This is a genomic window from Gloeocapsopsis crepidinum LEGE 06123, assembly GCF_015207655.1.
In the GTDB taxonomy this organism is placed as follows: Bacteria; Cyanobacteriota; Cyanobacteriia; order Cyanobacteriales; family Chroococcidiopsidaceae; genus Gloeocapsopsis; species Gloeocapsopsis crepidinum.
Map to the genome: position 1 here is coordinate 15,483 of NZ_JADEWN010000043.1, position 15,179 is coordinate 30,661.

General features: G+C 41.8%; 14 protein-coding genes. 2 read left to right on the plus strand and 12 right to left on the minus strand.

All coding sequences use genetic code 11. From position 1 onward, the window contains the following. Positions 1–33: 33 nt before the first annotated feature. The 4 genes from IQ230_RS16610 to ureG all read right to left on the minus strand — a co-directional run bounded on the left by IQ230_RS16610 (position 34) and on the right by ureG (position 6,767). Complete coding sequence (locus tag IQ230_RS16610; protein ID WP_193933279.1) at positions 34–1,602, minus strand: sensor histidine kinase; 1,569 nt, start codon at positions 1,600–1,602, stop codon at positions 34–36. A gap of 123 nt (positions 1,603–1,725) precedes the next feature. Further along, positions 1,726–2,550 carry a CheR family methyltransferase gene (locus IQ230_RS16615; protein ID WP_193933281.1) on the minus strand — a complete coding sequence of 275 codons (825 nt, stop codon included), beginning with the start codon at positions 2,548–2,550 and terminating at the stop codon, positions 1,726–1,728. A 45-nt stretch (positions 2,551–2,595) separates the two neighbouring features. Beyond that, a complete protein-coding gene (locus IQ230_RS16620) occupies positions 2,596–6,171 on the minus strand; it encodes a response regulator (protein WP_193933283.1) in 3,576 nt (1,191 codons plus the stop codon). Continuing rightward, positions 6,165–6,767, minus strand: a complete 603-nt coding sequence (gene ureG / locus IQ230_RS16625; RefSeq protein WP_193933285.1) for an urease accessory protein UreG — start codon at positions 6,765–6,767, stop codon at positions 6,165–6,167. Before ureG ends, IQ230_RS16620 begins: the two co-directional genes overlap by 7 nt. A 222-nt stretch (positions 6,768–6,989) precedes the next feature. On the opposite strand from ureG, the gene IQ230_RS16630 reads away from it, so the two are divergent. Next, positions 6,990–7,709, plus strand: a complete 720-nt coding sequence (locus tag IQ230_RS16630; protein WP_193933287.1) for an NYN domain-containing protein — start codon at positions 6,990–6,992, stop codon at positions 7,707–7,709. 46 nt (positions 7,710–7,755) lie between these two features. Here IQ230_RS16630 and IQ230_RS16635 read toward each other — a convergent pair whose 3' ends face one another. From IQ230_RS16635 to IQ230_RS16655, 5 genes are all read right to left on the minus strand, one after another. After that, complete coding sequence (locus tag IQ230_RS16635; RefSeq protein ID WP_193933288.1) at positions 7,756–8,430, minus strand: urease accessory protein UreF; 675 nt, start codon at positions 8,428–8,430, stop codon at positions 7,756–7,758. 12 nt (positions 8,431–8,442) lie between these two features. Beyond that, positions 8,443–8,880, minus strand: coding sequence for an urease accessory protein UreE (gene ureE, locus IQ230_RS16640; protein ID WP_193933290.1), 438 nt, complete (start codon positions 8,878–8,880; stop codon positions 8,443–8,445). Then, the gene (locus tag IQ230_RS16645) at positions 8,877–10,040 is read right to left on the minus strand and encodes a quinone-dependent dihydroorotate dehydrogenase (RefSeq protein WP_322742451.1); all 1,164 of its coding nucleotides are present in this window, start codon (positions 10,038–10,040) and stop codon (positions 8,877–8,879) included. The genes ureE and IQ230_RS16645 overlap by 4 nt, the downstream gene beginning before the upstream one ends. Beyond that, positions 10,028–10,690, minus strand: a complete 663-nt coding sequence (locus tag IQ230_RS16650) for a class I SAM-dependent methyltransferase (protein ID WP_193933338.1) — start codon at positions 10,688–10,690, stop codon at positions 10,028–10,030. Before IQ230_RS16650 ends, IQ230_RS16645 begins: the two co-directional genes overlap by 13 nt. Positions 10,691–10,765: 75 nt before the next feature. Continuing rightward, a complete protein-coding gene (locus IQ230_RS16655) occupies positions 10,766–11,449 on the minus strand; it encodes a phosphoribosyltransferase (protein ID WP_228055051.1) in 684 nt (227 codons plus the stop codon). 163 nt (positions 11,450–11,612) lie between these two features. Between IQ230_RS16655 and IQ230_RS16660 the strand changes: the two genes are divergently transcribed. Continuing rightward, positions 11,613–12,308 (plus strand): uracil-DNA glycosylase, encoded by a 696-nt coding sequence (locus tag IQ230_RS16660; protein ID WP_193933294.1) that lies wholly within the window; start codon positions 11,613–11,615, stop codon positions 12,306–12,308. Between the two features lie 128 nt (positions 12,309–12,436). Here the strand turns inward: IQ230_RS16660 and IQ230_RS16665 are convergent, their stop codons facing one another. The 3 genes from IQ230_RS16665 to tyrS form a co-directional block, all read right to left on the minus strand. Further along, complete coding sequence (locus IQ230_RS16665; RefSeq protein WP_193933295.1) at positions 12,437–13,030, minus strand: hypothetical protein; 594 nt, start codon at positions 13,028–13,030, stop codon at positions 12,437–12,439. After that, complete coding sequence (pyrF, locus tag IQ230_RS16670; protein WP_193933297.1) at positions 13,027–13,740, minus strand: orotidine-5'-phosphate decarboxylase; 714 nt, start codon at positions 13,738–13,740, stop codon at positions 13,027–13,029. The genes IQ230_RS16665 and pyrF overlap by 4 nt, the downstream gene beginning before the upstream one ends. 155 nt (positions 13,741–13,895) lie before the next feature. Beyond that, positions 13,896–15,146, minus strand: coding sequence for a tyrosine--tRNA ligase (gene tyrS, locus IQ230_RS16675; RefSeq protein WP_193933342.1), 1,251 nt, complete (start codon positions 15,144–15,146; stop codon positions 13,896–13,898). Positions 15,147–15,179: the final 33 nt, after the last annotated feature.

Genomic DNA, 15,179 nt, shown 5'->3' on the forward strand with positions numbered 1-15,179 from the left:
ACAGCTAGCTTTTTTGTTGAACACACCTCTGCTTTAGGAAAGTGATGGTAGCGATTTGAGTGGCTCACCTTCCACTTTTTCTAGTACTGGTAGCCTGACGGTGAAAGTTGCACCTTGTCCTTCCCCAGCACTACTGACAGCTACCGTACCATGATGTAGTTCTACCAAATGACGCACGATTCCTAATCCTAAGCCAAGTCCACCGTGACTGCGCGTTGTAGTGCTGTCTCCTTGGCGAAAGGTATCGAAGACGTAAGGAAGAAACTCAGGTTTAATTCCAATTCCAGTGTCTCGGACATGAATTTGAGTATAAGCAGCAATACTTTCCAGACGAACCTCAACGATGCCTCGTTCAGGAGTAAATTTAATGGCATTTGTGAGTAAATTCCAGATCACTTGTTGCAAACGCTCTGGATCGGCACAGACAAACTTTGGTGTATCAAAACAAGTCTCCAGTTGAATTGCTTTTGCTTCAGCCGCTGGACGTACTGCGTTGATTGCTGCTTCAATAATTGGGATTAAAGTGACTGGACAAAGATGCAAGCGGAGTTTACCTTGAATAATTCGGGAAATATCAAGGATGTCTTCGATCAACTGAGCTTGTGATTTAGCATTGCGTTCGATGGTCTCTAAAGCTTTGGCAATAGTTTTTTCATCAAACTTACGCGTACGTAACAGTCCTGCCCAGCCTAAGATAGAGTTTAACGGAGTGCGGAGTTCGTGCGACAGCACAGCTAAAAATTCATCTTTCATCCGGTTAGCAGTTTCCGCTTCAGCACGTGCGGCTTGCTCGTAGATGAGTTTACTGCGTTCGGCTTCAGCTTGCTTGCGATCGCTAATGTCTTCTAAAGTTCCGACATAACCAATGACTTCACCTTTGTCACAAAGCATCGGTGATGAGCGTAAATGTACCCAGCGGACAGTATCCTGAGTTTGGATGCGAAACTCGTTTGAGTATTCTTGTCCAGCATAAAAACACTCAGCCCATTCAGTGTAGACGCCGTTACGCTCTTCAGGATGAATAATTTGCCACCAATTTTGAGTAATTTGTTCTAGGGTACATCCACAAATGACTTGACAGCGCGAGTTCATATATGTACAGCGTGCTGAGGTATCCAACAAAAAAATGCCTACCGGAGAACTTGCACTTAAACGCCGGAAGCGTTCTTCACTTTTTTTAAGTTCTGCAGCTTGCTGTTCAATTTGTGCAGTTTTTTGGTACAGTTCAACAAATACTGAAACTTTAGAAGTTAAAATTTCTGGTTGAATTGGTTTAAATAAATAATCTACTGCTCCTAGCGAATAACCTCGAATTTGTAGCGTGTCGCTAGTGCTAAATGCTGTCAGGAAAATAATTGGCGTAGAGTGCGATCGCGCCCTTTGGCGAATGAGTGTAGCAGTCTCAAAACCGTCCATATCTGGCATTTGGACATCTAATAAAATCACTGCAAAATCTTGATTCAACAGGCAACGCAGTGCTTCCATCCCTGAATGGGCTTTGACAAGATTTTGCCCCAATCCCTCTAAAATAGCCTCTAGTGCCAAGAGATTCTCTGGATGGTCGTCTACCATAAGAATATTAACTTTCGGTTCCGATGGCATTGCTTCACCTTGAGTAGTCAGAGGTTTGGGACTTTAGGGTTTTGTTGTCGTCTACCCTGGAAAAATTACTAAATTCTCACTTAACAATGATCTTTTTTTAGCAAATGATGACCTGAATTGCTACTAACTAATTTTTTGATAAAGTCGCTCGCGACCCGCTAATTGTTTATAGTATCTTTCTTGGTGACTCAAATTGAGCGATTCTTGATTTCCCAATCCGAGAATACCAAATAAGCATAAGCTATCATACAGAAGCTGGTGGACTTGCTGTTGTAGTGATTGATTAAAGTAGATCAGCACATTACGGCACAAAATTGCATTAAATTCGTTGAAAGAGCGATCGCATATTAAGTTGTGTTGGGAAAAGACAATGTTCTGCTTGAGAAATGCACGAAAAATTGCATTATCGTACGCTGCAGTATAATACTCTGAAAACGACTGTTTACCTCCTGCTTGTAAATAAGACTGGGTGTATTCTTGCATCAGTCTCATAGGGAAAATTCCTGCTTGGGCATTTCTTAATACAGTTTCATTAATGTCGGTTGCATAAATACGACAGCGGTGATAGAGATTTTCTTCGTAAAGTAAAATTGCCAGCGAATACACTTCTTCCCCAGTCGAACATCCCGCACACCAAATGCGAATAAAAGGATAAGTTCTTAGTAAAGGGATAACTTTATGTCTGAAAGTGAGATAGAACTGAGGATCTCTAAACATTGCGGTGACATTAACTGTCATGTAGTTCAGAAATTGTTCTAGAAAAGTACGATCGTGTAAAACTTTTTCTTGCAGTGCCGAAACAGTTGCTAACTGCTCCAAATATAAAATATTCCGAATGCGACGCTTGATAGCAACAGGGGCATAACGACGAAAATCAAAACCATAGTAATGAAAAATCCCCTCTAGCAGTAACCGAATTTCAATGTCTTCCAGTTCATTCTTATTCATGCTGTTGTCTATTAGCTAATTGCTAACAGCTAATAGCTAATTGCTTCATTGATACAGCCAAACCCGCATCAGCGATAGCAGTTGTTCGATATCAACAGGCTTGGTAATGTAATCTGAAGCACCTGCGGCAATACATTTTTCGCGATCGCCTACCATAGCTTTAGCAGTAAGAGCAATAATGGGTAAAGATTGGAACTGAGCTTTTGCCCGAATCGCCTGCATTGTCTCATAACCGTTCATTTCTGGCATCATCACATCCATCAAGACAATATCAATTGGTGTTTGTTCTAACAAAGCAATTCCTGCTTTACCATTTTCTGCAAATAAAACTTGCATCTGATAGCGTTCTAGTACGCTTGTTAATGCGAAAATATTGCGGACATCATCATCGACAATGAGAACGTTTTTTCCCGTTAGGAGGCGATCACTTTGAGTCGGTGGTTCATGGCGTTGCGGTGTCGGTAAATTTGCTTGCACGCGGTGCAAAAACAAAGCAGTTTCATCCAATAGTCGTTCTAGTGATACTCCCAGTTGCACGCTTCCTTGTTGTCGATCTTTAATGACTATTGCTTGTGCAATACGTTTCAGTTCAGTTGCTTCTTGGGGTGTTAGTTCTTGACCAGTGTAAATAATAATGGGAAGTTCGTTGCTATACTGCTGTTTAATCACTTGAATTAGCTCAAACCCGCTCATATCAGGTAACCCCAAATCAAGGATCAGACAATCAAAGTGATGCTGCTGAAGGGCGACTAATGCTTCTGCTCCTGTACCCACAGCAGTTACTTTAACACCTTTGTTCTCAATCAACTCGATCACATTTTGACGTTGCGCAGCATTGTCTTCGACGATCAGCAATTTTTTCACTTGATGCGCTGCAATTTCTTTGATGTCAGCGAGGACTTTTGCCAAGGCTTGACTATTAACAGGCTTTTGCACATAAGCGATCGCCCCAGGAGACAAACTGTAAGTAAAGTACTCTCTGCCAGAAATTGTATGTACAGGAACGTTTTTGGTTTGAGGATGTTGCTGTAAACGCTCTAGTAAGGCACTACTGTCAAGATCGGGTAAGTTGATATCAACCATAATGCCATTTGGCTGAAACTGCTGTGCTAGTAGTAACCCATCATTTGAATTTTGTGCCAAGAGAACTTTAAACCCGTGTTGTTGTACCATATCGAGTAACACCCGAGCAAAGTTAAGATCGTCTTCCACGATTAATAGCGTGCGATCGCCTTGTTGAATTGCGTTGCGATCGTCTTGAAGGGAGGGGCGAGGAGTGAGGGGCGAGGGGTAAGGGGATAATTCTTCTTCCCTAACATCTGATTTTTGACTCCTGATGCCTGCATCATTTAGCGGTAGATACAGTGTAAACGTACTGCCTTCTCCTAAACGGCTAACAAGCTGAATGTCTCCTCCTAAAAGTCGGGCAATTTCGCGACTAATGGATAAACCTAATCCAGTACCGCCGTATTTACGATTTGTTGTTCCATCTGCTTGTTGAAAAGCCGCAAAAATCAACTTGTGCTTATCTTCAGCAATACCAATTCCGGTATCTTCTACTGCAAAAGCCAATACTGTATCTGCACGATTCAAAGATTCTTGTTTGAGATCCCATCCTTGAGTTGCAATATCAATTTTAAAGCGAACTTGTCCCTGTTCAGTAAATTTGAAAGCGTTTGCTAAGAGATTTTTTAAAACTTGCTGTAAACGTTTACCATCGGTATAAATAACATCCGGTAATCTGTCGCGAGCAAACTCAACGCTAAACTCAAGCCCTTTATCTTGAGCAACTTGCTCAAAGGTTCGCTCAATATTAACACGTATATCCGTTAACGTTAGGGGATTAATATCAACTGACATCGTTCCCGATTCAATTTTGGCAAGATCGAGAATGTCGTTAATTAATCCGAGTAAGTCTTTTCCTGAAGCATAAATTGTCCGGCTGTATTCAACTTGCTTTTCACTCAAGTTGCCTGCCGTATTATCTGCCAGTAATTTGGCTAAAATTAACAAGCTATTAAGGGGTGTTCGCAACTCATGAGACATATTCGCGAGAAACTGCGACTTGTATTGCGAAATTTGCTCTAATTCAGTAGCTTTTGCTTCTAATGACTGTCTTGCTTGGTCAACTTCTTGATTTTTTCGCTCTACTTCCTGATTTCGTGCTGAGAGTAACTCAGATCTTTCTTCAAGTTCTTCATTGAGTTGCTGTAATTCTTCGTTTGTCTGCTGTAACTCTTGTTGCTGCTGTTCGAGGCGGCGATTGCTAGTGCGCAGTTCTTCTTGCTGGGCTTGGAGTTCTGTTGTTAAAGTCTGCGATCGCTGTAGTAGTTGTTGCGTGCGAGTGTCAGAGGCGATCGTGTTGAGGACAATTGCCAGGTTATCACTCGCTTGCTCTAGAAACGTCAACTGAAGTTCACTCAACTGTTGTAATGAAGCTAATTCAATAACAGCAGTAATTTTGGAATTAAATACAATAGGTAAAACAATAACAGATTGAGGAGTTGCTTCTCCCAATCCCGAACTAATCCGAATATAGTTACTCGGTACTTCAGTTAGTAAGATTTTTTGCTGTGTTAAAGCACATTGTCCAATTAAACCTTCACCTAATTGAAATTGTTGTGGTGTTTGTTCTTGATGTGCATAGCTACTTAAAAGTCTCAGTACTGGTTTTTCATCACTAGTCTCCATAATGTAAAAAACGCCGTGTTGGGCATTTACTAATGGAGCTAATTCAGATAAAACGGACTCAGCAACTTTCTCTATGTCTCTTTGCCCTTGAAGCATGACAGCAAACTTTGCTAAGTTTGATTTTAACCATGCTTGCTCATTGTTTTTTAACGTTGTTATCCGTAGACTCGCAATCATCTGATTAAATGCACGAGTTAATACACCAACTTCATCTTGCCGATTTTGTTCTGGTATGCTGACAAATAAATCTCCTGCTGCTAGTTTTGTTGCAACCACAGAAACTTCGGCTAGAGGTTGCGAGATACTTTTACTCAGAAAATAAGCAATTAAAATTAGTGTGCCAAAAGCTAGAGGAATACCAAAGAGGATAGTATAAATTGTTTGTTGAGTTGCGGCTTGGGCAAGTTGCGATCGCTGTTGTAATAATTCGCGTTCTTCTACCTCCATATCAGCTAATATTACCCGAATGCGATCCATCAAATTTTTGCCCTCATCCCTAAGGACAACCTGTAGTGCTATTTCAAAACCCTGCGTTTCTCGTAAAGCTAGTGTTTGTTGAATAAGTGCTATTCGTCGATTAACTAATGGTTCTAAAGTAGCAATTCTACTTTGTTGACTTGGATTATCCGAGGTGAGTTGACGCAAGTCATTGAGGTTTTTTTCTATGACTGTAATTGCTGAGTTATAAGGTTCCAGATAACGTTGATCTCCCGTAAGCAGATAGCCTCGTTGTCCAGTTTCAGCATCTTTAATTCTTGAACTGAGGTCTTCTAACTCTGTAATAACTTGATAACTATGATTTTCGCTTCGGGCAGTATCAATTAGCTGTGTTGTATTGCGGTAAGAAACTAAGCCAATTGTACTCAGCATTGTCAGTGCTAAAGCAAAACTTGCACCAATTTTTGTTCCTATTCTTAAGTTACTCAACATTCCTCGCAATTCATTCGCACAAAATCAATAACTGTTGCCAGTCCCTTGTGAGTTTTTAAGTTAGTAAAAACAAAAGGTTTATGACCCCGCATTCTCTTAGCATCTCGTTCCATGACATCAAGATCAGCCCCAACAAAAGGTGCTAAATCAATTTTATTAATCACTAATAAATCTGACTTAGTAATTCCTGGACCACCTTTGCGAGGAATTTTATCACCAGCAGCAACATCAATGACGTATATAGTTAAATCAACTAATTCAGGGCTAAAGGTAGCTGCTAAATTATCGCCACCACTCTCTAGAAAAACTAAATCAAGATTGCTAAATCGCTGTTCTAATTGTTCAATTGCTGCTAAATTCATTGAGGCATCTTCCCGAATTGCGGTATGGGGACATCCGCCAGTTTCTACACCTAAAATGCGATCGCCACTCAGCGCCTGAGAACGCACCAAATATTGTGCATCTTCTTGCGTATAAATATCATTCGTCACCACCGCAAGATGATATTGTTGACGCATTGCTTTACATAACGCATCGACTAACGCTGTTTTCCCCGATCCGACAGGACCTGCAACACCAACACGAAACGCACTCATAATTAGCAGTTAGCACTTATCAAGAGCTTCGCACACTATTCTAAACTTTAAATCTAGCAACGTTTGAACTTACAGAACGACATACAGCCTGGATCATATCAAATAGGATTGCTATATTAGGTAGCCGATGAAAATGCTGGTGTTCTGAATCACAGGAAAAAGCAGTTGTCAGCACAGTTTTAATGACATATAATTGAAATACAACTCCCCAGCAATAGCTGGTTGGGTAGCCTAAATGGCTACCTTTTGGATAAGGAAATGATAAGTCTGCCTTCTATGAGTTGGCAGGCTTTGTTATTGGAAAGAATAAGTGTTTTGGCTAAACGTAGCGTTGTATATATAGATGGCTTTAACTTCTATTATGGTGCTGTTAAAGATACTCCTTATAAGTGGCTGAATCTACAAAAATACTTTGAGATTCTTAGACAGGATGATGATATACAAAAGATTTGGTACTTTACAGCAAAAGTAAGCGGCAACCAGCTAGAGAGACAGGAAACGTACTTTGATGCGCTAGCTACCTTACCAATAATTGAAATAGTATTTGGACTTTACAAGCTTAAAGAGTTACGCTGTCGAATAAAAGAGTGCAGGTACCAAGGAAACAAAGCCTATAAAGTACCTGAAGAAAAAGGAACAGATGTCAACATCGCGTTACAAATGCTTGATGATGCTTATCAGAATGCATGCGATCGCATGATTTTAGTTTCCGGTGACTCCGACTTGGTACCAGCAGTGAAACTAGTCAAGAAAAGGCATCCAGAAATTCAAATTACTGTCTATATTCCTGCAAGTCATCCTAAGCGGGGAGCCGCAACGGAGTTACGAAATGTTGCGGATAAACATAAGACTCTACCGACTGCTTTACTTCCAAAAGCTCAGTTTCCTCAGAGTTTGACAGGTACTTCAGGAAAAACTATCTATAAGCCTAGCAGTTGGTAATCAAAGATCAGGTATAAGTAATCTCTGATATGGATGTAGAAAAAGTCTAACTGCGAAATAATCTTGTATACTGAGTTTCGTGCGCCATACTCGCAAGCGATAATCCCCAACTGCAGCTACACAAGTCATCATCACTTAAGGTAAGAGCCTCTGTCGCCGTATTTGTGAGATCGGAAAATAAATTTAATATGATTTGTTGCCCCGCCGTTTGTCCTAGCGGAATTAATTTCACCCCAGCAGTCACAAGATTCGTTGTCCAACTGTGTAGATATCCCAAAATAACCGCTGACAAGGGTTCTATTTTCCAGGAAGCCGCCGCAATGCCAAATGCGATCGCATAATTACAAGATCCCACAGCATCAGCTAAAGGCAATACTTGCGGTTGCAATTCTACAAGAAGTTTAATGAGCGATCGCCCCATTTGCCAACTTGAGGATCGTAATTCCTCGGTTTCTCGCGCTGCTGACAGCCACTGATTCCAATAACTTAAAGCTTCTATATCTCCATTTTGCACCGCATGATACGTCCGAACCATCACTGCGGCTTCTAGTCGAATTGCACCATAACGTAGTTCTTGCTCTAACCAATGTTGCAAGCTTTGCGCATTGCTAATTATACCCATCTCAACAAGTGCTTCGATCCCCTCAGAATAACTATAAGCACCTACGGGTAAAGCTGGACTTGCAAGTTGTAAAAGATACAATACACGCTCAATTGTCATATCATCTATCGCTCATTGCTCATGATGATGTCCATACGCACCTCTTTCTGGCTGAAATGGTAATATCGCTTCGTGTACCTGCGTTCCAAGTTGTTCTAGCATGGCACGTAAAACTGGATCGGGCGATAATCGCAAATAGTCTTGGGTGACTTCTACAGGTACATGACGATTTCCTAGATGGTATGCAGCTTTAAGCAATACTACCGAAGGTGCTGTAACAACAAGAACAGGTTCAGGCTTAGCAGTGACCCGCACAATCACACTGGCATCTTCAGCTTGCAGTAAGTCACCGTCGTGAAGTACTGTACCTCTGGGTAAGCGTAGAAATATAATGTCATCTTGAGTTTCAATGCGATAGCGACTTCGAGTTCGTTCTTCCGCAGTCAGTGCTAAAGTCAAACTAACTGCGATCGCAGCGTTGGGTGGCTGACGTTGGGTAAGTGCAATCATAAGTTCTTGGTTGATTGTAATCCTACCGCATCAACAATTGAATTGAGTTTGTGTTCTTCTAGTTTAAGGAGTAATCCTTGTAAAATCCGGCGTACCATCAACGGTCCTTCATAAATCCAACCCGTATAAACTTGTACGAGGCTTGCACCTGCAACAATTTTTTCCCAAGCATCTTGGGCAGTAAAAATCCCACCGACGCCAATAATTGGGAGTTGACCTTGTGTTTGTTGGTAGATAAACCGGATAATTTCAGTAGCGCGATCGCGTACTGGTAAGCCGCTTATTCCTCCAGCTTCTTCTGTAATAAGTTTTCCTGTTTGCGCCAATGTTTTTGTTTGGAGGCGATCGCGACTTATTGTTGTGTTTGTCGCAATAATTCCCGCAAGTTTGTATGTTTGGGCAATTTCAATGATGGCGGCGATCGCTTCCCATTCGAGATCGGGAGCAATTTTTACACAAATTGGCTTAGAAGCTTGATTTTCTTGTTGTAATGCGTCCAAAATTGAACTGAGTTCTGCGGTATTTTGAAGCGATCGCAGTCCTGGTGTATTTGGCGAAGAAACATTGACAACAAAGTAATCTCCTAAATCTTTAAGTAAGCGAAAACTTTCTAGATAATCAGAGGCTGCTGCTTCTAATGGAGTAATTTTTGATTTTCCTAAATTAACTCCAATCGGTATCACATGAGAGGCACTTTGTAATCTTTTTGCCATCATTGCTGCACCGGAATTATTAAATCCCATCCGATTTAAAGCAGCACTATCTTGTGGTAAACGAAATAAGCGTGGACGGGGATTTCCTGGTTGCGCGTGAAATGTCACAGTACCAACTTCGGCAAAGCCAAAACCAAAGTTTGTCCATACACTAGCCGCAACACCATCTTTATCAAAACCTGCGGCTAAACCTATAGGATTAGGAAATTGAATTCCCCAAAGTTCTCGTGCTAAGCGTTCATCACTCAAACATAAGGATTTTTGTAGTAAACGTTGCGTTGATTTCGTAACTGGGTGATGTGGCGCATTCTCTAACCAGCTAAGAGTGGTAATCGTTCTTTGATACAACCATTCTGGATCGCTCTTTAATCCAGTAAATAGTACAGGACGAATAACAAGTTTATATAGATCCCACTGGTGTTGTGAATTCAAGTTTAATAGTGCCACGCTCTTTGTGCTGTCCAATGTCGATCTGAAGATTGATAAACTTTTACATCACTCAAATTAGCTTGCTTAATTAAATCATGAACCTCATCTAAAGTAAGTGCGGCATTGAGTGAATCGCGAAAGAGTTTCTTTTGCTGTTCGTCGTATTCTGCACCAATGCTTGCGACCAAAGACTCCATTATCTCAACATTTGCAGGACGAATCAAATCGCGAATGAATATAGCACCTTGTGGTTGTAGTACTCGTGCTACTTCATGAAAAAAGGGTAAAGGATCAGGTAAATGATGTACTAAGCTATTAGAAATTACCATCTGAAATTGCCCATTAGGATAAGGCATTTTTTTAGCATCAACAGTTTCCAGCAAAATCTGTTGTTCTAAGCCAGCGTTTTTGACGTGCCGCATGCCAAGCTGTAACATACTTTTGGCTAAATCAATGCCCCAGATCTGCCATTGAGGACACCGAGAAGCGATCAATATGGGAATTCGTGCTGTACCCGTACCGACATCAAGAACATTTGCCTCAAAATTAGGTCCGAACTCAATAACACTTTTAGCAAACGCAGTATTAACTTCAGTAAAGTCCATCTCGTCGTACTCTACTGCCTCTTCCCAACTATCCATAACTTCTGGTTCTAAGATTCTTGGCAGCGAAGTTTGATTTTCGTTTCGGGATTGTTTGATTGACATATCACTACTGATTTTGAATAGTACTTAACTCACCCCTCACTCATCACTCCTCACCCCTTCTCTGTGTTGCAGTAAATAAGCAAAGGCTTCTTCAGTTTCGACTTGGGGAAATTCAGCATAGAAGCGACTGACACTCATGAATGATTGCGGTGTTTCTAACACAATCACACTGCCCCATTGTTCGAGCCAAGAAATCAACCCACGTGGTGCTAATGGGGCACACAATAAGATTGCGGCAGGATTTTGGGCTTTTAGGGCTTGGGCAGCAACAGCAATTGTCATTCCTGTCGCAATACCATCATCAACAATAATTGCGATCGCACCTTCAGCATCAACTTTAGGACACGCAGGTGTCAGTTGGGCAAGTTGTTCTTGTGCTTTCGCTGTGGCATCAGCCAGTGCGCTTTTTCCTAGACGCGAATAAGGAACATAAAATGGCGTTTCTTCAGCCCAAAGCACGTTACCATCGGCACTAACAGCACCAATTGCTAATTCAGGATTCTTGGGATGGCTAATTTTTTTGGCAACTAAGATACTTAGCGGACACTGAAGTAATTGTGCTACTGGCAACCCTACAGGTATGCCGCCGCGTGGCAGGGCATAGACAATTGGTTGGGCATTTATTGTAGATAACGGTGGCTGAGTTAAAGCAAAGGAAATTGCTTGTGCTAACTGTTCGCCAGCATCAATGCGATCGCGAAAAAGAGGAAAATCTGACATGAGTGCGCCTAACACCATAAAGCGCGACAGTCTTCATTCTATGATGACTGATTTTAGTTCAATGTAGCTACTTTTAGACTGAACGCACTAGAGTAGAATTGAGGGGCAACCAGGATGCTACGCAAGCGCAATGCATTTCATTTAAACTGACGCTATTTCAATCATGACTAGCAGCGAAGAGCAACTTAGTCTTTTTCAAGATACTACTACTGATTTAGAAGCATCGGCAGTAGTACAGCCTGAATTAATTCCAACAGACGCTAAAATTCCGATTCCTCCTGGCACATATTCCGCAATGACAGAAATCGCACAGCATTGTAACAAGTGTCATCGGTGCGGACTTGGCGAAACTCGTACTCATGCTGTAGTCGGACGCGGGAATTTGCAAGCACCGATTATGATCATTGGCGAAGCCCCAGGGCAAAATGAAGATGAAACTGGATTACCCTTTGTCGGTAAAGCTGGGCAACTCCTTGATAAAATTTTGGCTTCGGTAAAACTGGATACAGATAGTGATATTTATATCTGTAATGTCATTAAGTGCCGTCCACCAAACAATCGCGTTCCTACTACTGATGAAATTAGCGCGTGTAAACCTTATCTTCTAGAGCAAATTCGTTTGGTTAATCCAAAAGTTATTTTGTTTACTGGTGCAACCGCACTCAAAGGTTTGACAGGAGAAAAACGCGGAATTACAAAAATTCGAGGAAACTGGATTGAGTGGGAAGGACGTTTATGTATGCCTATTCTTCATCCAGCATATTTGTTGCGTAACCCTTCTCGCGAACGCGGCAGTCCAAAATGGTTGATGTGGCAAGATATCCAATCAGTACGTGCCAAGTTAGATGAGATGCAATAGACCTTTTGTGTAAATCATAGCTGCCTTATTTCATATCAGGAAATTGGTAATTGTTGCTCAATATTTTTTACAATTACCAATGACCAGTTACCAGTTCCCAGCTTTTAATTACGTTTAGTTTCACCTACTTACAAATTAGTTTGACAATCACGTAACCATGTCCGAATTGCTTGAGCAATAATGCCATTACTGCTATTTCTAGGAGGTGTTACAGGTCGTTGAGAAGGATATGAACCTGTGCGGGAAAACATCATTGCGAGTCGCCAACCACCTTCTGCGCGAGTAAAAAACAGCCAGTGAAATTGTTGTAGTTCGACGGGTTTCCCATCGATATACTGTCGTTCGAGTGTTGTGATAAATACTTGTTGCGGCTGTTGTGCAGTTACTGTTTCCATATCAGGAGTATATTCGCCAGGACCAAGTGTTAATGGTATAAACTCAGGGCGTCCGGCAATAAGCACATAGGTATAAATATCAACGATCGCATCGCGACGACGAGTGCGTTGGCTAACTCGATTCGCATAGCCTGGTAAAGCTGGTAAAAGTTGTGAAGTTAATATTTCCACATCTTCGGTTTGACACTGCGGCGATCGCTGAACAAATCCCACAGATTGTTGGAGATATGTACTATGGGCTGGCTTTGTCTTTGTAAGTTCTAGGCTGAAGCTATAAGCAAGCAAGTATGTACAAATTGAGATTTGTAGCCTTCTTACTGCTATCATGACGCTGCTAACTCGTCACAAATGCGCATCCAAGCAAGTTTTGGCTCTTTAGCCGCAGTAATTGGACGTCCAATGACAAGGTAATCAGCCCCAGCTTTTAACGCTTGTGCTGGAGTTAGCGATCGCTTTTGATCTCCCTCTTCTGCCCAACTTGGTCGTACCCCAGGGCAAACTAGTAATAAGTCGTCACCACACGTTTGACGTAACTGTGCTACTTCTTGAGGAGAACAAACAGCACCATCTACCCCCGCTTCTTGAGCCAACAGCGCCATTTGTAACGCATACTCAGGTAACTCTAGAGGAATCTTTAAATCAAACGCAAGTTGTCGCGCTGAGATACTTGTCAGGAGTGTAATCGCCAGCACTTTGGGAGGTACAACACCTGCTGATGCCGCACCTTCTTGCACTGCTTGCTGCGCTGCGGCGATCGCTTCTTTTCCTGCTGCAGCATGAATTGTTAGTAAGTCAACTCCATAACGCCCTACTGCCCAACACGCACCTGCCATTGTGTTCGGAATATCATGAAACTTTAGATCCAAAAAAATTCGCTTTTGTTGGTTTTTGAGTATTTTTAAGATACCTGGACCACTACTGACAAAAAGTTCTAAACCAACTTTCCAGAAAGTCACTTCTGGTAATCTTTCAAGCAATGCGATCGCCTCGGCTTCGCTGGCAACATCTAAAGGCACAATAATGCGTTCTGAAGACATAAAACTAGGGGTCAGGGGTTGGGGGTCACAGTTCAGGGAGTTGGAGGAGTTATAAGTTAAGAAAATTCTTCAATTCAAAACGTGCTAAGGCACCGCTACGCTAACAAAACTTAAAATTCAAAACTAACCAAAGCGCCACTAGCCACTCAATTTAATCATGGTACAAGCCGTACAAACTTATTTTTGCCAACTTGAAGAACTTTATCGTACAGTTGTTCGGGTTTTTCAAAAGCTAAGTCAAGTTGTGTAATGCGATCGCCATCTATTCTTACTGCACCGCCTTGAATTTGCCTGCGGGCATCGGAACTACTTTTACACAATTTACTTGCACTCAGAATATAAAACAACTTAGCCGGAAACTCTACCTGTGATAAAGAAAATTCTGGGACAGTGGATGTATCAGTTGTTGCTCCTTGAATCAGCGACATTGCGGTTTGTTGGGCTTTAGCTGCGGCTTCTTGACCGTGATATTGAGAGACGATATTTAATGCTAGAAGTTTTTGGCGATCGCGAGGATTTTCCGGCAGGCGATCCAAAGGTAAATCCGTCAACAACTCAAAGTATTGTTCCAGGAGACGATCGGGAGTTTTTTCTAATTTGGAATACATTGTCAGTGGATCTTCAGATAAGCCGACATAATTTCCCAACGATTTAGACATCTTCTGTACCCCGTCAGTTCCGATCAATATCGGCATCAGTACGCCGAACTGTGGAGGAAAGCCAAAATGACGTTGTAAATCTCGACCTACTGCAATATTAAACTTTTGATCTGTACCACCTAATTCCACATCAGCTTCTACCGCAACAGAATCATACCCCTGCATAATTGGGTACAAAAACTCATGCAAGTAAATCGGGTTTTCTTGGGTATAACGTTCAGCAAAGCCTTCTTTTGCTAACATTTGCCCGACAGTCATCGTGGTGAGTAACCCTAAAATTTTTGCCAAATCCAACTTTGAGAGCCACTCGGAGTTGTAGCGAACTTCTAACCTACCTGGCGTGTCAAAATCTAAGATAGGACGTAACTGCTCCAAGTAGGTTTTGGCATTTTGTGCCACCATTTCTTCGTTCAACTGGCGACGAACTTCTGATTTACCTGTTGGATCGCCGATTCTTGCAGTAAAATCGCCAATAATAAGTACCGCCGTATGCCCCGCATCTTGAAAAGCTCTCAGTTTTCTATAAGGAATGCTATGACCCAAATGGATATCGGGACTTGTAGGATCGATGCCCAATTTAACACGCAAAGGTCGATGCGTGTTTGTCAAACGTTTTTCAAGGTTTTCCAGCGAATTATCAGCAACTTGGTCAGGAAAAATCTCGCTGACACCACGACGTAGCCACGTAAATTTTACTACACTATCAGTTGTTGATTGTACTTTGGTTTCTCCTGGGCTTTGCGTCATACTAGGAACTTGATAGCTCAACTGGTCTTCATA

Bases quoted from the DNA above. Each gene is read 5' to 3' on its own strand.
- IQ230_RS16610 (WP_193933279.1), bottom strand. From the start codon at position 1,602: ATGCCATCGGAACCGAAAGTTAATATTCTTATGGTAGACGACCATCCA.
- IQ230_RS16615 (WP_193933281.1), bottom strand. From the start codon at position 2,550: ATGAATAAGAATGAACTGGAAGACATTGAAATTCGGTTACTGCTAGAG.
- IQ230_RS16620 (WP_193933283.1), bottom strand. From the start codon at position 6,171: ATGTTGAGTAACTTAAGAATAGGAACAAAAATTGGTGCAAGTTTTGCT.
- ureG (WP_193933285.1), bottom strand. From the start codon at position 6,767: ATGAGTGCGTTTCGTGTTGGTGTTGCAGGTCCTGTCGGATCGGGGAAA.
- IQ230_RS16635 (WP_193933288.1), bottom strand. From the start codon at position 8,430: ATGACAATTGAGCGTGTATTGTATCTTTTACAACTTGCAAGTCCAGCT.
- ureE (WP_193933290.1), bottom strand. From the start codon at position 8,880: ATGATTGCACTTACCCAACGTCAGCCACCCAACGCTGCGATCGCAGTT.
- IQ230_RS16655 (WP_228055051.1), bottom strand. From the start codon at position 11,449: ATGTCAGATTTTCCTCTTTTTCGCGATCGCATTGATGCTGGCGAACAG.
- IQ230_RS16660 (WP_193933294.1), top strand. From the start codon at position 11,613: ATGACTAGCAGCGAAGAGCAACTTAGTCTTTTTCAAGATACTACTACT.
- IQ230_RS16665 (WP_193933295.1), bottom strand. From the start codon at position 13,030: ATGATAGCAGTAAGAAGGCTACAAATCTCAATTTGTACATACTTGCTT.
- pyrF (WP_193933297.1), bottom strand. From the start codon at position 13,740: ATGTCTTCAGAACGCATTATTGTGCCTTTAGATGTTGCCAGCGAAGCC.
- tyrS (WP_193933342.1), bottom strand. From the start codon at position 15,146: ATGACGCAAAGCCCAGGAGAAACCAAAGTACAATCAACAACTGATAGT.